This window comes from Halioglobus sp. D3-4 (assembly GCF_055809315.1).
The window spans coordinates 4,274,668-4,289,744 of sequence record NZ_CM147907.1 but is presented as its reverse complement, the minus strand read 5'-3'; the positions used below and the strand labels follow the sequence as shown (position 1 = coordinate 4,289,744).

Genomic DNA, 15,077 nt, shown 5'->3' with positions numbered 1-15,077 from the left:
TGGACAGACTATGAGCGACCAACAATCCATACCCGGCCAGGGCAGCTTCATCGGCATCAGCCTCAACCAGGGCACGCTCACACGCAACATGCTGACGTTCTACCTGTGCTGCTACGCCGCCATCATGCTGGCCACCTTCGTGCCACAAACCCAACCTTTCCTGTTGGGAGAGGTATTAAAACTCGACCCGTCCAGCCAGGGGGTTGTCAGCGGCAACCTCAACTTCTGGGGTGAGATCGTTATCATCCTCACGGTGGGATTCTGGGGTTCCATGTCCGACCGTGTCGGGCGACGATTGGTGACAGCAGTCGGCTTTATCCTCACCGCATCCGGTATCGTGCTGTATGGCGTGGCACGAGACGTCAATGACCTGTTGCTCGCACGCGTGGTGTACTCCGCCGGGATCGCATCGATAAGCACCATGATGATCACCCTGATGGCGGACTACGTAGCCAATGCCAGTCGCGGCAAGGCCACGGGTTTACTGGGCATAATGAACGGTCTGGGCGCGATGACAGCGGCCCTGTTCCTGTTGAAATTGCCGGCGATGTTCAAAGACGGCGGCATGGATGCCGAAAGCGCAGCGTTCGCCACCTACACCACCATGGGTGCCGTGACTGCCACGATCGCAGTATTGATGTTCATTGGTTTACGCAAGGGCGTAACGAACAAGGACGCGACGCGTGTCCCCATTTTGCGACAACTGCAGGAGGGCATGCAGGAGGCGCGTCGACCGGTGATCGCACTGGCTTATGCGGCATCCTTCGTCGCCCGCGGTAACCTCGCTGTGGTCGGTACGTTTTTTACCCTGTGGGCGACAATCTACGGTACGACAGTACTGGATATGACAGCCGCAGATGCGCTGGCCAAGGGCGGCAGCGTAGTCGCGATATCCTACGGGGCCTCACTGCTGAGCGCCCCCATCTTCGGCATCCTGGCAGATCGCATCAACCGTATTGCTGCGCTGGCAATCACGTTGACCATCAGCGCTGTTGGGTACAGCAGCACCTATTTCATTGAAGACCCTTTCTCGGTGGGGTCCATCATCTCGCTCATCTTCATCGGCATGGCAGAAGTCGGCTGCATAATTACCAGCGGCGTGCTCATTGCCGAGCACGCACCCGACCGACTGCGCGGCTCGGTTGTGGGGGTGTTCACACTCACCGGAGCGATAGGAATACTGATTGCCAGCGTAGTGGGCGGTTACCTGTTCGACCACTGGCTGAAATCCGGGCCGTTTGTGTTCTTCGGGCTGATCTCATTCGTGGTGCTGATGTGGGCGCTGGTAGTGTTGCGCAGGGATGCTGCCGGGCCTCGCACGGCCTGAACCCACCCCGATAGCCGTCGACGGCAGGCCACCGATCAAGCTCAAGCCTCGTTGGAATATGGGAGACTTGAACCCGTGGCGCCAGCGCCCAAGCCTGCCGTTTTATGACCCCAAGTTTCAGTTTTCTACGGTGAAATTTGTCAGGATTTTTTACATCCCGGACAAGCCCGACCTTTCCAAATACATGTAACTGATTGAAACCAAGAAGGTTACATTCCACCGGCACGGTATTTGCCTAATCAAACCCCGAATAGCATGAAGCTATTTGTAATAACATCAAGGAGCTCAACCATGGAATTCAATAATAGAGGGAACTACCCAACACACTTCTCACATCTCTTGTTACCAACCCTCCTAGCATCGATCATCAGCTCACAAAGCGCCTTCGCAGCACCAGAAGACTTCGAGACATTCACCGTAAACCAGTCCGTCAATGGCCAGGGTGGATGGACGGTTGAAGACTCGTTCGGAAATAGTGCCGAACTGTTTGATGAAAACATTGTTGACGATGGCGGCAATAACGTCTGGCGGATATCAAACTCGACAACCTCGGGCAGCATCAGCAACCAATCATGGTCTCAGACAGCGCCCCAGATCGCTGGCGAGACCGGTGCCGGTCTCTACAATGACTACGGCGGTGACCACACGATGCCGAATAACCCGCCACTGTCCTCGGGCACAGCGACTGACTCCTATTTCTATGGCGCTTTCGAATTCAAATCCGCAACCGGCGCCGCTCAGACCGATCTCTTTGCGTCGATCAATGCTGGCGCCAAGCAGAGTACCTTGAGAAATTCCTATATCTCGATTGAGGATACAGGCAGTGGCTTCGACCTGGGGTTCTACGATACAACGGGCACCGGATTCAATGCCACGACCATCGCTACCGGGCTGAATTACACCGACTTCCACAAGGTCGAGATGTATATTGAATTTGTCGATGGCCTTGGCACTGGTGCCCCTGGCAGCGAAATGGGTAACGACATTGTTAACATACTACTGGACGGCTCACTGATTCACACCGGAACAAGCTGGGAATCGTATTTTTACAATCTGCCGGATTCCGGGCCCGTTGGCACACCGCGTGCAGTTGATTCGCTGGTGTTCGCCATGCGCGGTACCGCCGCACCTGGCACCGCTGGTGAGGGCCTGTACTTCGACAACGTAGAGGTCAGCAATGCCATGCTGGTCGTTGACGTGCCAGCACCCGCGAGCCTCACGCTGCTTGGTCTGGGGCTCGCGGGCATGGTTTTTACAAGGCGCCGCAAAGCCTGATGCCAACCCTCAAGCCCGCCACTGCGGGCTTGAGGGTCCATAGTATTTGTCTCTTATGGGCTCACTTGCCTCTCCTCTGACACGGCCGCTCCAGATCCGGAGCGACCTCGTTGTGACTATGCAACCTGGCTCGGGATATCTGTCAACGCGTCCATGGCGCGGGCTTTGCTGTGCTGACTGCCCCTGGAAAACGCTATGCATGAAATAAGATCGTCCCTGATGAGATACACGCAAACGTTCGCTTTGGCGGCGTGTATTCTGGCGCTGCCTGCCTGTAGCGATGGCACTAACAGTACACAGTACATGCGCCAGGCGAAGCAGCAATTCGACGCGCAGAACTACACTGAAGCCATTCTGGAATTGAAGAGCGCACTGGATGCTGCCGATAGCCAGCCGGAAACAATGGCTCGCGCACGGTGGATGCTCGGCAAATCCTACCTTGAAAACCGCAATATGAAGGCCGCCGCCAAGGAACTTGAGCGCGCCAGGGAGCTGGGCTGGAACCCCAACGATGTTTTGCCGGCACTGGCAAAAGCCCTGCTCAGTGAGGGCGAGCTATCGCGGGTTATGGAACTCTCCAGTGCAGGCCTGGAACCACAGGCGGCGGCACAACTACGGGCGCAACAAGCGCTGGCACAAGTCGTACAGGGCGACACCTGGACAGCGGACACGTATATCGCAAAGGCGGTGGAGTCCCACCCCGACGACGTTGAAGTACAAATCGCCGAGGCGCGAATGCTGGGCGTGTCTGGTGATATTGACGGGGCGCTTGTTGTGATTGACCGTGTCCTGCTGTTGCGGCCTGACAAACTCGATGCCTGGAGCCTCAAGGGTGAGCTGCTGAGTAGCCAACAAAAACTGCCCGAGGCTCTGGCGGCCTTTGAAACCGCCATCGCGCTGGCGCCAGACAATGTCGAGTTCGCCACCGGCCTGTCGGCAGACACACTGCAAGACCGATTCAAACGCGCACAGATCAATTTGAGCCTGCGCAATTTCGACGCTGTGGTGACCGATGTCGAATTCCTGATGGAAGTCGCACCGAAACACGCTATGAGCAATTTTCTACAGGGGGCTCTCGATTTTCACAATGGCAACTACGCAGACAGTATTGCCGCACTGACCCTAGCGGAACCTGCCGCAGAACAATACCCTCTCACTCTGTTCTACCTGGCGGGAGCCAATCTGGCGGAGGGTGACGATGTTGGGGCCTTGAGACAGGCGCAGCGGCAAGTAGACCTGAACCCCGGGTTTGTGCCGGGCCGTATGCTGTTGGCCAGCGTGTATCTCAAAAACACCCAGCCACAGGATACGCTGAATACGCTGCGCCCTGCACTGGACGCGAACCCGACGGATCCACTGGCGCTGAACCTCATGGCGAAGGCCCTGCTGTTGCAAGGGAAGACCGATCAAGCACTGAGGATACTTGGAACATTGCAGCAAATGGCACCGGACTCGGCTGTCGCCAAGTATGAATTAGGCGCGGGTCTACTGATCGATGGCCAGACTGATGAGGCCCAACGCGAGTTTGAAGCCGCTTTGGCACTGGATCCTACGCTGGAAAAGACACATATTCTGAGAGTGATGAGCGCAACGGATATCGGCGATGCGATAGCGGCCGCACAAGACTATGCAGCGCGCCACCCCGAAGATTCACGAGCGCACAAACTATTGGGACTGAAATACCTGGCAAACCAACAAGTTGACGAGGCGAAGATTGCTTTTAACAAAGTGCTGTCCATCGACCCGGGTGACCCCGACGCCAATCACGCGCTAGCAAAAATAGACCAACACGCGGGTGACATCGATGCCAGCCGCAGTCGATATCAGGCTGTGCTGGCAGAAAGGCCGAACTACCTGCCCGCCCTACTGGAGTTGGCAGCCCTGACGGCCCAGGCGGGACACGTGGCCGACGCCATTGCCCAGCTGAAGCACGCCAGCGAGGTGCACCCAAACGCCCTGGAACCGAGAATGATGCTGGCCCGGCACTATCTCGGAACAGATACACCGGAGAAGATTCCACCGCTGTTTGCCGCACTGCCTGAGTCACAGCAGCAATCCCCCAAAGTGCTGGGCATAATCGCTATGTCCCGTCTGGCACAAAAACAGTACAGCAGAGCGACCTACGATCTGGAACAGTTGATTGAGGCGCAGGCCGAGAGCACCGCACTGACTCACTATTTACTGGCCACAGCAGCCGCAGGTGCTGGCGACGAACGAAAAGCCCGAGTTGAGCTGCAGCGCGCCCACGAGCTTGATAAGAACTTCGTCCCGGCGCTCTTATCGATGGCAAGGATTGCCAGAAGCGATGGCGATACCGTGCAGTTTGAACAGCATATGAAACGCCTGGACGTGCTTGCTCCCAGTTCGCCAGAGGTACTGGCGCTGAAGACAGCCGCACAGGGTACCCCGAATACCTCACGGGCCAGCGAACAGCCCAATCAGACACTGCCAACAGGTGAGGAGGCAGCGGCCGTGCAGGAACTGGTGCGCCTGTTGAACCAAACCGAAGGCGACAAGGAAGCGATACAAGTACTTCGGGGCTGGGTGTCCAACAAACCCATCGATGTTCAGGCTCGCATGGCTTTGGCCGGCTTGTTATCGCGCTCCGATCAAGTTGACGAAGCGATTGAACAGTATCGGGAGGTAGTAAAGCAACAACCAAAGAACGGCGCCGCGCTCAACAATCTCGCTTGGCACTTACGTGCAGATCAGCCTCAGGAAGCCTTTGAACTCGCTCGATTGTCCGTTTCTCTCGATCCGGGCAGCGCGAACAGGCTGGATACACTGGCTCTTATACAAGCCGATGCCGGACACTATAGCGACGCGCTCGAGAACATTAAACGCGCTGTTTCAGCGTCACCGGACAACCCCGAGTTGCAGTATCACCAGGCCAGAATTGAAGCACAGTCGGGCAACAAAGCCACTGCAATCAAGATTTTGAAAAACCTACTGAGCATTGACAGGGCGCCATTCGCAGATCAGAAGGAAGCAGAGCAGTTGTTGTTGTCGTTACAATAACCGGTGGCGGACACCGATTGGCTAATAAGAACTCGGTAGAGCGTGCCACAGACTGATCTCTCGACTTCCACGAAGCCAAAATGGTTTAACACCAAGGCGTTTGATATGCTGCCTCGACATCCAGTTCTATTAACCCAACCGACTGGCACACATTCCGGAGCCGACTGAGTGACAGCAGCAGGCCAGCCCAGGCGTTTTCGCCTGGATCGCTTTATCAGCAGCCGCGTCGGTGTGAATCGTCGCGATGTGAGAGCGTTGCTGGCCAGTGGTCGTGTCTGTTTGAATGGCCAGACGGCCCGTAAGATCAATCAGGTGATCGACCAGTTCAGCCATATCACACTGGACGGTGAGGTTCTGCAGGACTATGCGGCAACCTACCTCATGCTGAATAAACCGCGCGGGGTGGTGAGTGCAACCAGAGACGATAAACACCGCACCGTTATCGACCTGCTCGATCAGAGCATGGCCAGCGGCCTGCACATTGCCGGCCGGCTCGATTACAACTCCACGGGGTTGCTGCTACTGACCAATGACGGACGCTGGTCACGACGGCTGGCCTGCACCCACAATCCGGTGCAAAAAGTGTATCACGTCACGCTGGAACAGCCACTGACTGAGCAGTACGTTGATGCGTTCGCGCAGGGCATGTATTTCCCCTTTGAGGACATCACAACCCGCCCTGTCTCACTTAAGATACTGTCCGATTGCAGCGCGGAACTGCGCCTTACTGAGGGACGCTATCACCAGATAAAACGTATGTTCGGCCGTTTCAACAACAAAGTGCAAACACTGCACCGTATTGCCATTGGTAACGTGACACTGGATGCAGAACTCGGACAGGGCGAGTACAGGCCATTGACTCAAGTTGAACTCGATAGCCTGTTTTGAACAGCGCAGCCATGTAGACTGCTGTGCCGCCTCTCCTCATGCGACTTGCATTGCCTTATTCACCCAAGCAATGACAACAGCGCTACCTCGCAGCACACGCTGACGCCTGCGGCCTCATCAAAAACCAGGTTTTATTGCCCTGGCTAAAAGTGAATTCCGATTAAACCGCAGCGACCCCGAAGCGCGATCATGGGATTGGGAGGCCTGGCCCCAAACTCCCGATAATATGCTACCTTTCACCTCTACCCGGCAATCAGGTGCGAGGAGGTCCAACCATGGCACAAACAGCGCAGATCACCCAATTTCCAACCGAACCCCGCAACGAGGCACAGCGTATCCTACAGTTGCAGCGGCAGGCCTATCTGGACAACCCCTACCCCTCCTACGAAGAGCGTCGCGATAACCTGCTGAAGCTGGAGCAGATTCTGGTCGACAACCAGGACGCCATCGCCCAGGCCATCAGCAGGGACTTTGGCAACCGCGCAGTTGAGGAAAGTAAGATGCTGGAGCTCTTCCTCTCTATCGACGGCTTTCGCTACTGTCGCAAGCGGCTAAAGAAGTGGATGAAACCGCAGCGGCGCGGCGTATCCATCTGGTTCGCCGGTGCCAGTAACAAGGTACTGGCCCAGCCCAAGGGTGTGGTGGGTGTTGTCGCGCCCTGGAACTATCCATTGTTCCTGGTGATGGGGCCATTGGCCAGCGCTTTGGCGGCGGGCAATCGCTGCATGGTCAAAATGGCGGCCAACTCGGCCAACCTCTGTGAGTTGATGCACAAATTGATCAGCGAAAAGTTTGACGAGAGTACGCTGGCGCTGCTGCCCGGCGTGCGGGGCTCGGAGTTCACCACGCTGCCCTTTGATCACGTCATTTTTACCGGCTCGGCAGAAACCGGGCGCACCGTGATGAAAGCCGCCGCAGAGAACCTGACACCGGTCACTCTGGAACTCGGCGGCAAGTCGCCCACCATTATCGCCGAAGATTTCGATGTGGAACTGGCCGCCAGCAGGATACTGTTCACCAAATTCATGAATGCAGGCCAGACCTGTGTCGCGCCGGATTACGTGTACGTGCCCGCAGCAAAGAAAGAGGCTTTCGTCGCCGCTGCGAAGAAAATTGTCGCGCAGCGCTATCCACAACTGGACAACGGGCAGTTCACCACGGTGATCGATGACAGCTCCTACGCTCGCCTGACCGCCACCATGAATGATGCTCAGGGAAAAGGTGCAACGCTGGTCAATCTCACACCCGGTTTCGAGCCCAACGAAGAGACACGGCTGCTTCCTCCCCATCTGGTGCTGGATGCCCCCGATGACGCAACGATCATGCAGGAGGAAATTTTCGGCCCGCTGTTCCCGGTAAGAACCTATACCGATATCGACCAGGTACTGAATTACATCAACCACCGCGACCGCCCGCTGGGGCTCTACCTGTTCAGCGATGACAAGCAATTGCAGGACAGGGTCATCAAGAACACGATTTCCGGTGGCGTCAGTATCAATGACTGCTCCTTCCACGTCGCACAGCACGACATTCCCTTCGGTGGAGTAGGCGCCTCAGGTATGGGGCACTACCACGGGCATGAGGGCTTTATAGAGTTCAGCAAGATGCGGCCGATTTTTTCCCAGTTCCGTTATTCAGCATTGCCGCTGCTATACCCTCCCTACGGAAAGGTATTCAGAACTCTATACACGCTGATGATCAAGCTGAAGTTGTAGAGCGCTCTGCAATTGTCGGAGACGAACGCAGGGCAGTTCCGGGGTCCGCGTTAGTCGGATGATAGTTACTATGCAGCCCCGCCATGAAGGGCTGCATGGCCCTATAAAGGAAGAGCAGCTCCTTCTGCCTCGCACAGCCCTGGCCCTAAGCACCGCAATTTCATACCACAGAACCTAAGTCAGGCCTGGGACACCGACCTGAACCCATTTTTTTGATAAGTGGGCTATGCCCCCTCGGCATCGGAAAATAGATCCCGCTTTTTGAACGCCGCCGTCATAAAGCGGCCGAATGCCTTACCGCCGGTCAACCACGCGACTTTTGCGCCGCTCTTGTTAGCCTTGAGAATACCGTCGACCAGAAATGGGGTTACCGTCTCGACCTTGTCGCCGAGGATGTTGAAGATTTTCTTGCTCTTCTGCCATTCAGGTGAGCTGGTGTCGTAGTCACCGACCAGCAGGTCTGTCACCACTATACCCGGGCTCAGAGTGCACACCTGTACACCGGTATCGCCCAGCTCTTTCTGCAGGGCCTTGTTCAGGTAGTTGACGGCCCGCTTGGTAGCCCCGTATACCGCCATGCCCGGCTGAGTCTGGCCGCCGCTGCCGAAGCCTTCCATATTCCAGATCTGCCCACCGCGCTGCGCTGTCATACCCCGCAGCGCGACCCGGTTGGCCAGCAGCAACCCGCACAGATTGACCTGCACCACCTGCTCAATCGCAGAAATATCGGTATCGGCCAGGTTCTGGCGCGGCGCGCTGATACCAGCATTGTTAATCCACACATCCACGCGGGAAAATCGCGCTACAGCACCGTCCCAGAGCGCCTGTACCTGCTCGGGGCTGGTGATCTCACAGGCGAAGCCAGCGGCCTTGTCGCCGGCGTTCAGCTCCGCCAGCACGCTATCGACCGCCTTCTGGCTGCGTCCGCTGATGACCACCTGACAACCCCGAGCGAGGAAATTCTCGGCCAGCCCTCGCCCAATACCGCGTGTACTACCGGTTATTACTACTGTCTTCATTGCGCTCTCCGTAAATCGCCGCTATAACAAACTGCTGTTCTGCTGTAATTGCATCTTACACAATTTGATATATTGATATAACATTAGTCGTATGACCAGACCTTATCCCACATTTCCTATCGGCTCCGTCGGGCACAATCTGCTGCAATTGCGCGGCACCTGGCACGATCATATTGAGCTCTACAATCTCGACGGGACGCCGCTGGATGACGATTCCGCCGCTGGTAGCGGAAGTCCGGGGCCGGGACCCTTCGACAATCTGGTGTACATCGATTTTGACGGTGAACGCTTTGCGCTGACCAATGTGCATATTCGCGGCCGCGAAGCCTCCGCCAAGACCTTCACCGGCAGCCTGCAGGACAATCTGCTGGTGTTCGATCAGCTGGGGCCAGGCGCCTACGAGAATATTGGCATGTCCGGCGGCCCCGGCATTCTCACCTTCAATGCGCGCAAACTCGGTGCGGCAACCGACGTCTACATGGAACCGGATTTCATCATGCTGACCGCGCCCGGCGAGCGTGTACGGCACACGGTGCTGTACCGGCACGGCGAAGCCAACCGCACCCTGACGGCCCGCGGCACCCGCTTGCTGCCCACCTGCGACAGCCGCCACTCGCTGGACCCGCGCGGCCCGGATGGCCCGGTGCACGAACCCGCCTTCAGCTCACCCATCTGGCAGCATCTGACGGAAGACGAATAGGGCGCTGAACACAATCGCCTGCGATTGACATTAGTCAATCGTGGCACGCAGGTCTCGTCCTAAGATACACTCCTATGGACTCACCCATGGCGGGCCGACAGACAGCCACCCAGCAAGGTAATAACAATGAGCGAACGTATTCTCACTCCCATCATCGATCTGGTTGAGCAGACGCCGGACGTCGATAATCGCGAAGTCTTCAACAAGCTGTGGGCGATCCTCGCGGAAATGGACGCCAAGATACAGGCGCGCTTTGACCTGACCCTGGATCCCTGCAGCGAGCGCTTCGCAGATTACCGCGACATCAGTGTGGCCGAGCAGAGCTCCGAGGGCTCCCTCAAGACCTACGCCGGCCCGGAAGTTGACTGGTATGTACACTCCTACATTGGCTCACCCGAATCCACTTTCACCAATATGCACATCACCGTGAGTCTGGGGCCGCAATCGCTGGTACCACACTTCGGCTTCGCCCTGGGCACCGTACCGGATCTGTTCATGTACATGGACTACCTGCCAAGGGTAGACCTGGTCGCCAACCCGGAATATGCAGATCGCTATCACACCGAGGTCAATGAGGAGTTTCTGGAGCTGCAGGCAGACGAGCGCTTCAACCCCTTCATCAGCCGCGATCTCTACACCCGCATCGCCCTGACACCTACGGCGGTGTGCTATACCGCATCCTCAACGGATGACGTACTTGAAAAGGTCAAGGATATCGCGATGAGCCGCCTCGACCGCTGGCTCAAATGGGTGGATGAAGCCGAGGCAACCCCGGTAGAGGACCGCCCTGCCATCGCCGCGCGCGATGAGCATATCCGCCGCACTATCTGTGAGCGCGACCCGGCCAACAGCCTCGGCGACCGACTGTTCGGCAAGGACAATGCACAGGCCATGGTCGCAACACTGTGGGGTGGCACCCGCACTCTACCGCGACCCGACGGCACCTAGGTTCCACAGCGACCCCGCACACCGCCCCCTCGCTACAGGGAGCGGCGCGCTCAGCTTGCTTCCACTTCAGGAGCAACGTCCAGCGGGCGCACGGCTGGCTTCAGCGGTATCTCCTCCAGCAGCAGATCAACACTCTCGTCACGGGATTTCTGCCGCGAAACCGAAGGGATCGCAAACAGCCGCTTACCGCGGTATTGCTCCACTGCATCCGTGTCGATCTGCCAACCGCGTTGCTCAATCAGGTCACGGCGCATTTTGCGGTAGGTGCTCATGAAGCGATCTGATTTGACAGATACCTCGCCATGGAGGTTCTCAGCCAGGTAGAACGGCCTCGTCTCCTCAACGATGGCTGTGTCTTCACGCAACACTTTTTCCAGACGTTTCAAAGAGCCCTTGTCGAACAATTTGGAGCGGAAGAAGTTGCGCACCTGTATCGCAAACGTCTTGGTGGTGTGTTCATCGACCGGCGTATTGGCGTCGAACATAATGATGTGCATTTTGGCGTTGGCCTCAATATGCATCCGAATGGTATTGCCGGCCATATAGAAGGTCGGGTGCACATAGGTCTTGGCCTGATCCTTACGGATAAAACGGCGCAGACCGCCTTTAAGCGCTGGCGGGTACATCTCATTGGTCGATGTCGCCCAGCCATCGTGGCGATCCAGCTTGATGATCTTGTTGCGCTGCGCAGTGTGATTGTGCCCAAACATCGGGTGTACCCAGGAGGCGTGGGCGATGTCGATGCCATTTTCCAGCACCCTGGCAGAATCGGCCTGCCACACCCACTCGGAGCGCACGTCGCGCCAGTCCGGATCGCCGTACTCGGGGAACGGCGGAATGGGATAGCGCTCCTCTTCCGGCAGATCACCCATAAACACCCAGATCATGCCGTAGCGCTCTTCGGTGGGGTAACTGTCGACCCGGGCCTTGTCGGGAATTTTCGTCCCCTCGTCCATCTCCGAAGGTATTACTACGCAGCGCCCTTCACCGTTGTACTGCCAGCCGTGGTAAGGGCAGGTGACATTGCCCTGCGTCACCCAGCCCTTGCTGAGAGAGCCACCGCGATGCAGGCAGGTATCCGCCAGACAATGGACCTTGCCGGCCTCGTCACGGAACAGTACCAGCTGTTGACCGAGCATTTTGACCCGCACAGGGTCAACGCCCACTTTGTCGGACCACTCGGCCACATACCACAGATTAATCAGCAACAGTCTTCCCCAGTCAGTTTACGAACGCAAAGTTTCAAGACACGCTTACGATATTTTATTATTCTCCTATGAAGGAAAGACCAAACTGATTTTTATCAATTTTTTTGCGCTTCGCCGTGGCAGCATGATGCCAACCCACAAGCACGACCAACCAACTGGAAAACTATTCGGGAATGACTATCAGGGCTGTTTACCGGGCGATCGCCATTGCTGGCGCAGAGCCGCCATACGATCGCGCATCGCTCAAGGTGTTCTACCCCGCCCGCTACGGTGATACCGAGGAAGAGCGCAACACCGGGGTTATTCCTGCGGCAAATGAGAGCGCGCCTTTTCCCGTTGTGATTCTGCTGCCCGGTATTAACGTGGGGCCGGAAAGCTATGTGTGGCTCGCCAAAGGACTCGCCGAACAGGGTGTGGCTGTCGTAACCTTCACGCTGGTGGCAGAAGAGATGCCGGGGTATATCAGCCTTACCCCGGGGCTTGCGATACCGGCACTGCTGCCGGACAACTACGCGAAATCACCCAGCGCAACCGCCATCGGGCCTATCCTCGAGGACCTCGCACAGATGAACACCAGCGGCGTACTGGCAGGCTGCCTCGACCTTAAACGCGTGGTACTCGGCGGCCACTCCGCCGGCGGTACCGTGACCCTGCTCAACGCCAGGCCAGATTGGTTCCCCGGTGTCTGCGCCGCCTTCAGTTACGGCGCCCACACCGCGGCAGCCGCGGCCATGGGCTATCCTCAGGACAGCTTCTTCGGCACGCCCACAGAGCTCCCCACACTGCTGATGGGCGGCACCCGGGACGGCTGCATTGCAGGCAGCGCGGGGCGCTACGGGGATGAGCAGGCATCCCCCACCGAGCGTGTGGAGCGCACATTCGATGAGGCGATGGCAAACAATCGCGCCGATTGCGCCCTCGCCCTGATCGAGGGCGCCAATCATTTTTCCATGGCCTATCCCGCCGACGAAAGTACCGGCAGGCCATTCATTGATATGGCGACCACGCAACCCGACGGCGACATACGCGAGCTGTTGCTGTCTCTGGTTAGCGACTTCATCAACGGCTATGCCCGCGCTGACGCTGCCGCGCGGGGCCGGTTGCAACAAGTACTCCGCAGCGGACACCCACTGATCGCAAGGGGCGAACTGCGCCCGGGAATTGATAATTAGCAAAGCGTATCCACCGCCGTGTCGCCACCATACGACGCGATACTGATAATTGACTGTAGAAGGAAGCCCCGATGTCCGACGACAAAAAACCCAGTAACTGGCAGCAGGCAATCGAAGGTGAGTGGCACGGCTGCCCCTCGCTGTTCGAACACGACGGCACCCATGTGGGCACCAACAAGGTCAGCCGCGCCAGCGAATTCAAGGACGGCCGCACCACCTACTGGATGGATACAAGGTTTGATGCCATAGGCCCGCTGATGGATCGATTCGAGATCGGCTCACGGATGGAATTTGGTGTCATAGACTCCGATCAGGATCGCATCTACACCGGGCCCGATTTTATCGGCTCAGGCCGTCCGTTCGGACTATTGGTTGACTCACGCTACTACTCTCCGGGCTGGAATGTGGATCTGCGCACGGTCAATCACGTGGTGCCCGAACTGGGCATGCAGGTCTACTCCTCGCAACTGTTTGAAGCCGACACCCTGGTGGGTGTTTTCAACGGCCTGTATATCGTCACCCAGGATCACGAGACCAACCCCGACACGCAGAAACGTGTCGACGACTGGATTGAAAGCGAGAAGCGCCTGGGCCGCATGCCGTTTAATCTGCCGGTTAAACACGCCGGCGTATTCCGCGGCGAATTCGAGGTTTACGATGCCAACCAGGAACTGGTCGGCCACAACAAAGTGACCATTCACCACCGCCCGATAAACCTTCTTCACTCAGAACAGACCATCGAGCTGGAGGGCGTGATCAATGCCAAGTGGACGGCGATGCGCACCCGCAATGGCGGCAGCCACCAGTTCCACGGCCCCGATTTGTACGGCAACGGTAAGTCCTATGGCCGCTACCTGTACAGCACCCGCCATGAATACGGCAAAGCGCACAAGCTGTGGTCCCGCGAGACGATAGTGGATACCGACTACACCATGGTCTGCGCCTGGCAGTTCATTCGCTCCTCCAAGGAGGAGTACACCACGTTCGGCGTGCTCCGCTTCGAACCTGGCGAAAACGTACTCGCGGCCAGTTACGTCGACTAAAGCTGGTCAGCATCCCCTGAAATCTTTACCATGCAGGTAGCCCAACCTGCTGGTAAAGACTTTGGCAACACAACCCCTACAAATACGGCAACCGCTACTGACCATTTACAACGGCCTCGACGCCGCAGCGGTAGCCACCCTGCAAAACCTCACCGGGCAGCGCACGCTGACGCCGAGCGAGTACCTTTTTCTGCAGCACACACCCGCAAAATCCGTATACGTGCTGGAATCGGGCATGCTGATGATGGAGCGCTCTTCCTCCACCGGGCGGCGGCAGGTCATGGCGTTTATGCATCCGGGCAACTACATCGGCATTACCCACAATGAACACTACGACTTCACCGTATCGGCACTGACGAAATCCACGGTCTGTGAGATACCGCTGAAAGCGTTCGGGAAATTGCAGGATGAGGTGCCACAACTCAAGGAAAACGTCCAGCGCATAAGCGGCAACATCCTCGCACACACGCTGGACCAGGTATTTGCACTGGGCCAGAAAAAAGCCCACGAACGGGTATGTTTTTTGCTGAAGCAGCTGTCAGACAGGCTGCCCTCAGAGCGCTGTCACTCAATTGAGCTGATAATGACGCGACAGGATATCGCCGACTATCTGGGGCTGACGATTGAAACGGTCAGTCGGGCATTTTCCAAGCTGAAACGCGAGGGCCTGATCGACGTGTACTCTGCACACACTATTGAAATTCGCGACATGGAAAAAATAGAGGAGCTGGCACTGGCGGACTGAGGCCCCTCCAGCTCTCGAT

12 protein-coding genes are annotated in these 15,077 nt (G+C 57.3%); 10 read left to right on the top strand and 2 right to left on the bottom strand.

Annotation, left to right across the window (positions count from 1 at the left end):
* The first annotated feature begins 10 nt into the window (after positions 1 to 10).
* The 5 genes from AC0L6S_RS18940 (at position 11) to AC0L6S_RS18920 (ending at position 8,223) form a co-directional block, all read left to right on the top strand.
* Positions 11 to 1,327, top strand: a complete 1,317-nt coding sequence (locus tag AC0L6S_RS18940) for an MFS transporter (protein WP_473425677.1) — start codon at positions 11 to 13, stop codon at positions 1,325 to 1,327.
* Between the two features lie 291 nt (positions 1,328 to 1,618).
* Positions 1,619 to 2,602 carry a PEP-CTERM sorting domain-containing protein gene (locus AC0L6S_RS18935; protein WP_473425676.1) on the top strand — a complete coding sequence of 328 codons (984 nt, stop codon included), beginning with the start codon at positions 1,619 to 1,621 and terminating at the stop codon, positions 2,600 to 2,602.
* Positions 2,603 to 2,797: 195 nt separating this feature from the next.
* Complete coding sequence (gene prsT / locus AC0L6S_RS18930) at positions 2,798 to 5,620, top strand: XrtA/PEP-CTERM system TPR-repeat protein PrsT (protein ID WP_473425675.1); 2,823 nt, start codon at positions 2,798 to 2,800, stop codon at positions 5,618 to 5,620.
* A 168-nt stretch (positions 5,621 to 5,788) separates the two neighbouring features.
* Complete coding sequence (locus AC0L6S_RS18925) at positions 5,789 to 6,508, top strand: pseudouridine synthase (RefSeq protein WP_473425674.1); 720 nt, start codon at positions 5,789 to 5,791, stop codon at positions 6,506 to 6,508.
* Positions 6,509 to 6,783: 275 nt separating this feature from the next.
* Positions 6,784 to 8,223, top strand: a complete 1,440-nt coding sequence (locus AC0L6S_RS18920) for a coniferyl aldehyde dehydrogenase (RefSeq protein ID WP_473425673.1) — start codon at positions 6,784 to 6,786, stop codon at positions 8,221 to 8,223.
* A 224-nt stretch (positions 8,224 to 8,447) separates the two neighbouring features.
* On the opposite strand, the gene AC0L6S_RS18915 is transcribed toward AC0L6S_RS18920, so the two are convergent.
* Positions 8,448 to 9,242, bottom strand: coding sequence for an SDR family oxidoreductase (locus AC0L6S_RS18915; protein ID WP_473425672.1), 795 nt, complete (start codon positions 9,240 to 9,242; stop codon positions 8,448 to 8,450).
* A gap of 91 nt (positions 9,243 to 9,333) precedes the next feature.
* Here AC0L6S_RS18915 and AC0L6S_RS18910 point away from each other — a divergent pair, with 91 nt between their 5' ends.
* The gene (locus AC0L6S_RS18910) at positions 9,334 to 9,942 is read left to right on the top strand and encodes a hypothetical protein (protein ID WP_473425671.1); all 609 of its coding nucleotides are present in this window, start codon (positions 9,334 to 9,336) and stop codon (positions 9,940 to 9,942) included.
* Between the two features lie 126 nt (positions 9,943 to 10,068).
* Positions 10,069 to 10,890 carry a hypothetical protein gene (locus tag AC0L6S_RS18905; protein ID WP_473425670.1) on the top strand — a complete coding sequence of 274 codons (822 nt, stop codon included), beginning with the start codon at positions 10,069 to 10,071 and terminating at the stop codon, positions 10,888 to 10,890.
* A 50-nt stretch (positions 10,891 to 10,940) separates the two neighbouring features.
* On the opposite strand, the gene AC0L6S_RS18900 is transcribed toward AC0L6S_RS18905, so the two are convergent.
* Positions 10,941 to 12,098, bottom strand: coding sequence for an aromatic ring-hydroxylating dioxygenase subunit alpha (locus AC0L6S_RS18900; protein WP_473425669.1), 1,158 nt, complete (start codon positions 12,096 to 12,098; stop codon positions 10,941 to 10,943).
* 173 nt (positions 12,099 to 12,271) lie between these two features.
* On the opposite strand from AC0L6S_RS18900, the gene AC0L6S_RS18895 reads away from it, so the two are divergent.
* From AC0L6S_RS18895 to AC0L6S_RS18885, 3 genes are all read left to right on the top strand, one after another.
* On the top strand, positions 12,272 to 13,270 hold the full coding sequence (locus AC0L6S_RS18895) for an alpha/beta hydrolase (protein ID WP_473425668.1): 999 nt from the start codon (positions 12,272 to 12,274) through the stop codon (positions 13,268 to 13,270).
* Positions 13,271 to 13,341: 71 nt separating this feature from the next.
* The gene (locus AC0L6S_RS18890) at positions 13,342 to 14,313 is read left to right on the top strand and encodes a hypothetical protein (protein WP_473425667.1); all 972 of its coding nucleotides are present in this window, start codon (positions 13,342 to 13,344) and stop codon (positions 14,311 to 14,313) included.
* A gap of 61 nt (positions 14,314 to 14,374) precedes the next feature.
* On the top strand, positions 14,375 to 15,058 hold the full coding sequence (locus AC0L6S_RS18885; protein WP_473425666.1) for a Crp/Fnr family transcriptional regulator: 684 nt from the start codon (positions 14,375 to 14,377) through the stop codon (positions 15,056 to 15,058).
* Positions 15,059 to 15,077 lie beyond the last annotated feature (19 nt).

What these genes read in the sequence shown, in the direction of transcription:
- AC0L6S_RS18920 (WP_473425673.1), top strand. Translation starts at nt 6,784, where the DNA reads ATGGCACAAACAGCGCAGATCACCCAATTTCCAACCGAACCCCGCAAC.
- AC0L6S_RS18905 (WP_473425670.1), top strand. Translation starts at nt 10,069, where the DNA reads ATGAGCGAACGTATTCTCACTCCCATCATCGATCTGGTTGAGCAGACG.
- AC0L6S_RS18910 (WP_473425671.1), top strand. Translation starts at nt 9,334, where the DNA reads ATGACCAGACCTTATCCCACATTTCCTATCGGCTCCGTCGGGCACAAT.
- prsT (WP_473425675.1), top strand. Translation starts at nt 2,798, where the DNA reads ATGCATGAAATAAGATCGTCCCTGATGAGATACACGCAAACGTTCGCT.
- AC0L6S_RS18935 (WP_473425676.1), top strand. Translation starts at nt 1,619, where the DNA reads ATGGAATTCAATAATAGAGGGAACTACCCAACACACTTCTCACATCTC.
- AC0L6S_RS18890 (WP_473425667.1), top strand. Translation starts at nt 13,342, where the DNA reads ATGTCCGACGACAAAAAACCCAGTAACTGGCAGCAGGCAATCGAAGGT.
- AC0L6S_RS18915 (WP_473425672.1), bottom strand. Translation starts at nt 9,242, where the DNA reads ATGAAGACAGTAGTAATAACCGGTAGTACACGCGGTATTGGGCGAGGG.
- AC0L6S_RS18895 (WP_473425668.1), top strand. Translation starts at nt 12,272, where the DNA reads ATGACTATCAGGGCTGTTTACCGGGCGATCGCCATTGCTGGCGCAGAG.
- AC0L6S_RS18940 (WP_473425677.1), top strand. Translation starts at nt 11, where the DNA reads ATGAGCGACCAACAATCCATACCCGGCCAGGGCAGCTTCATCGGCATC.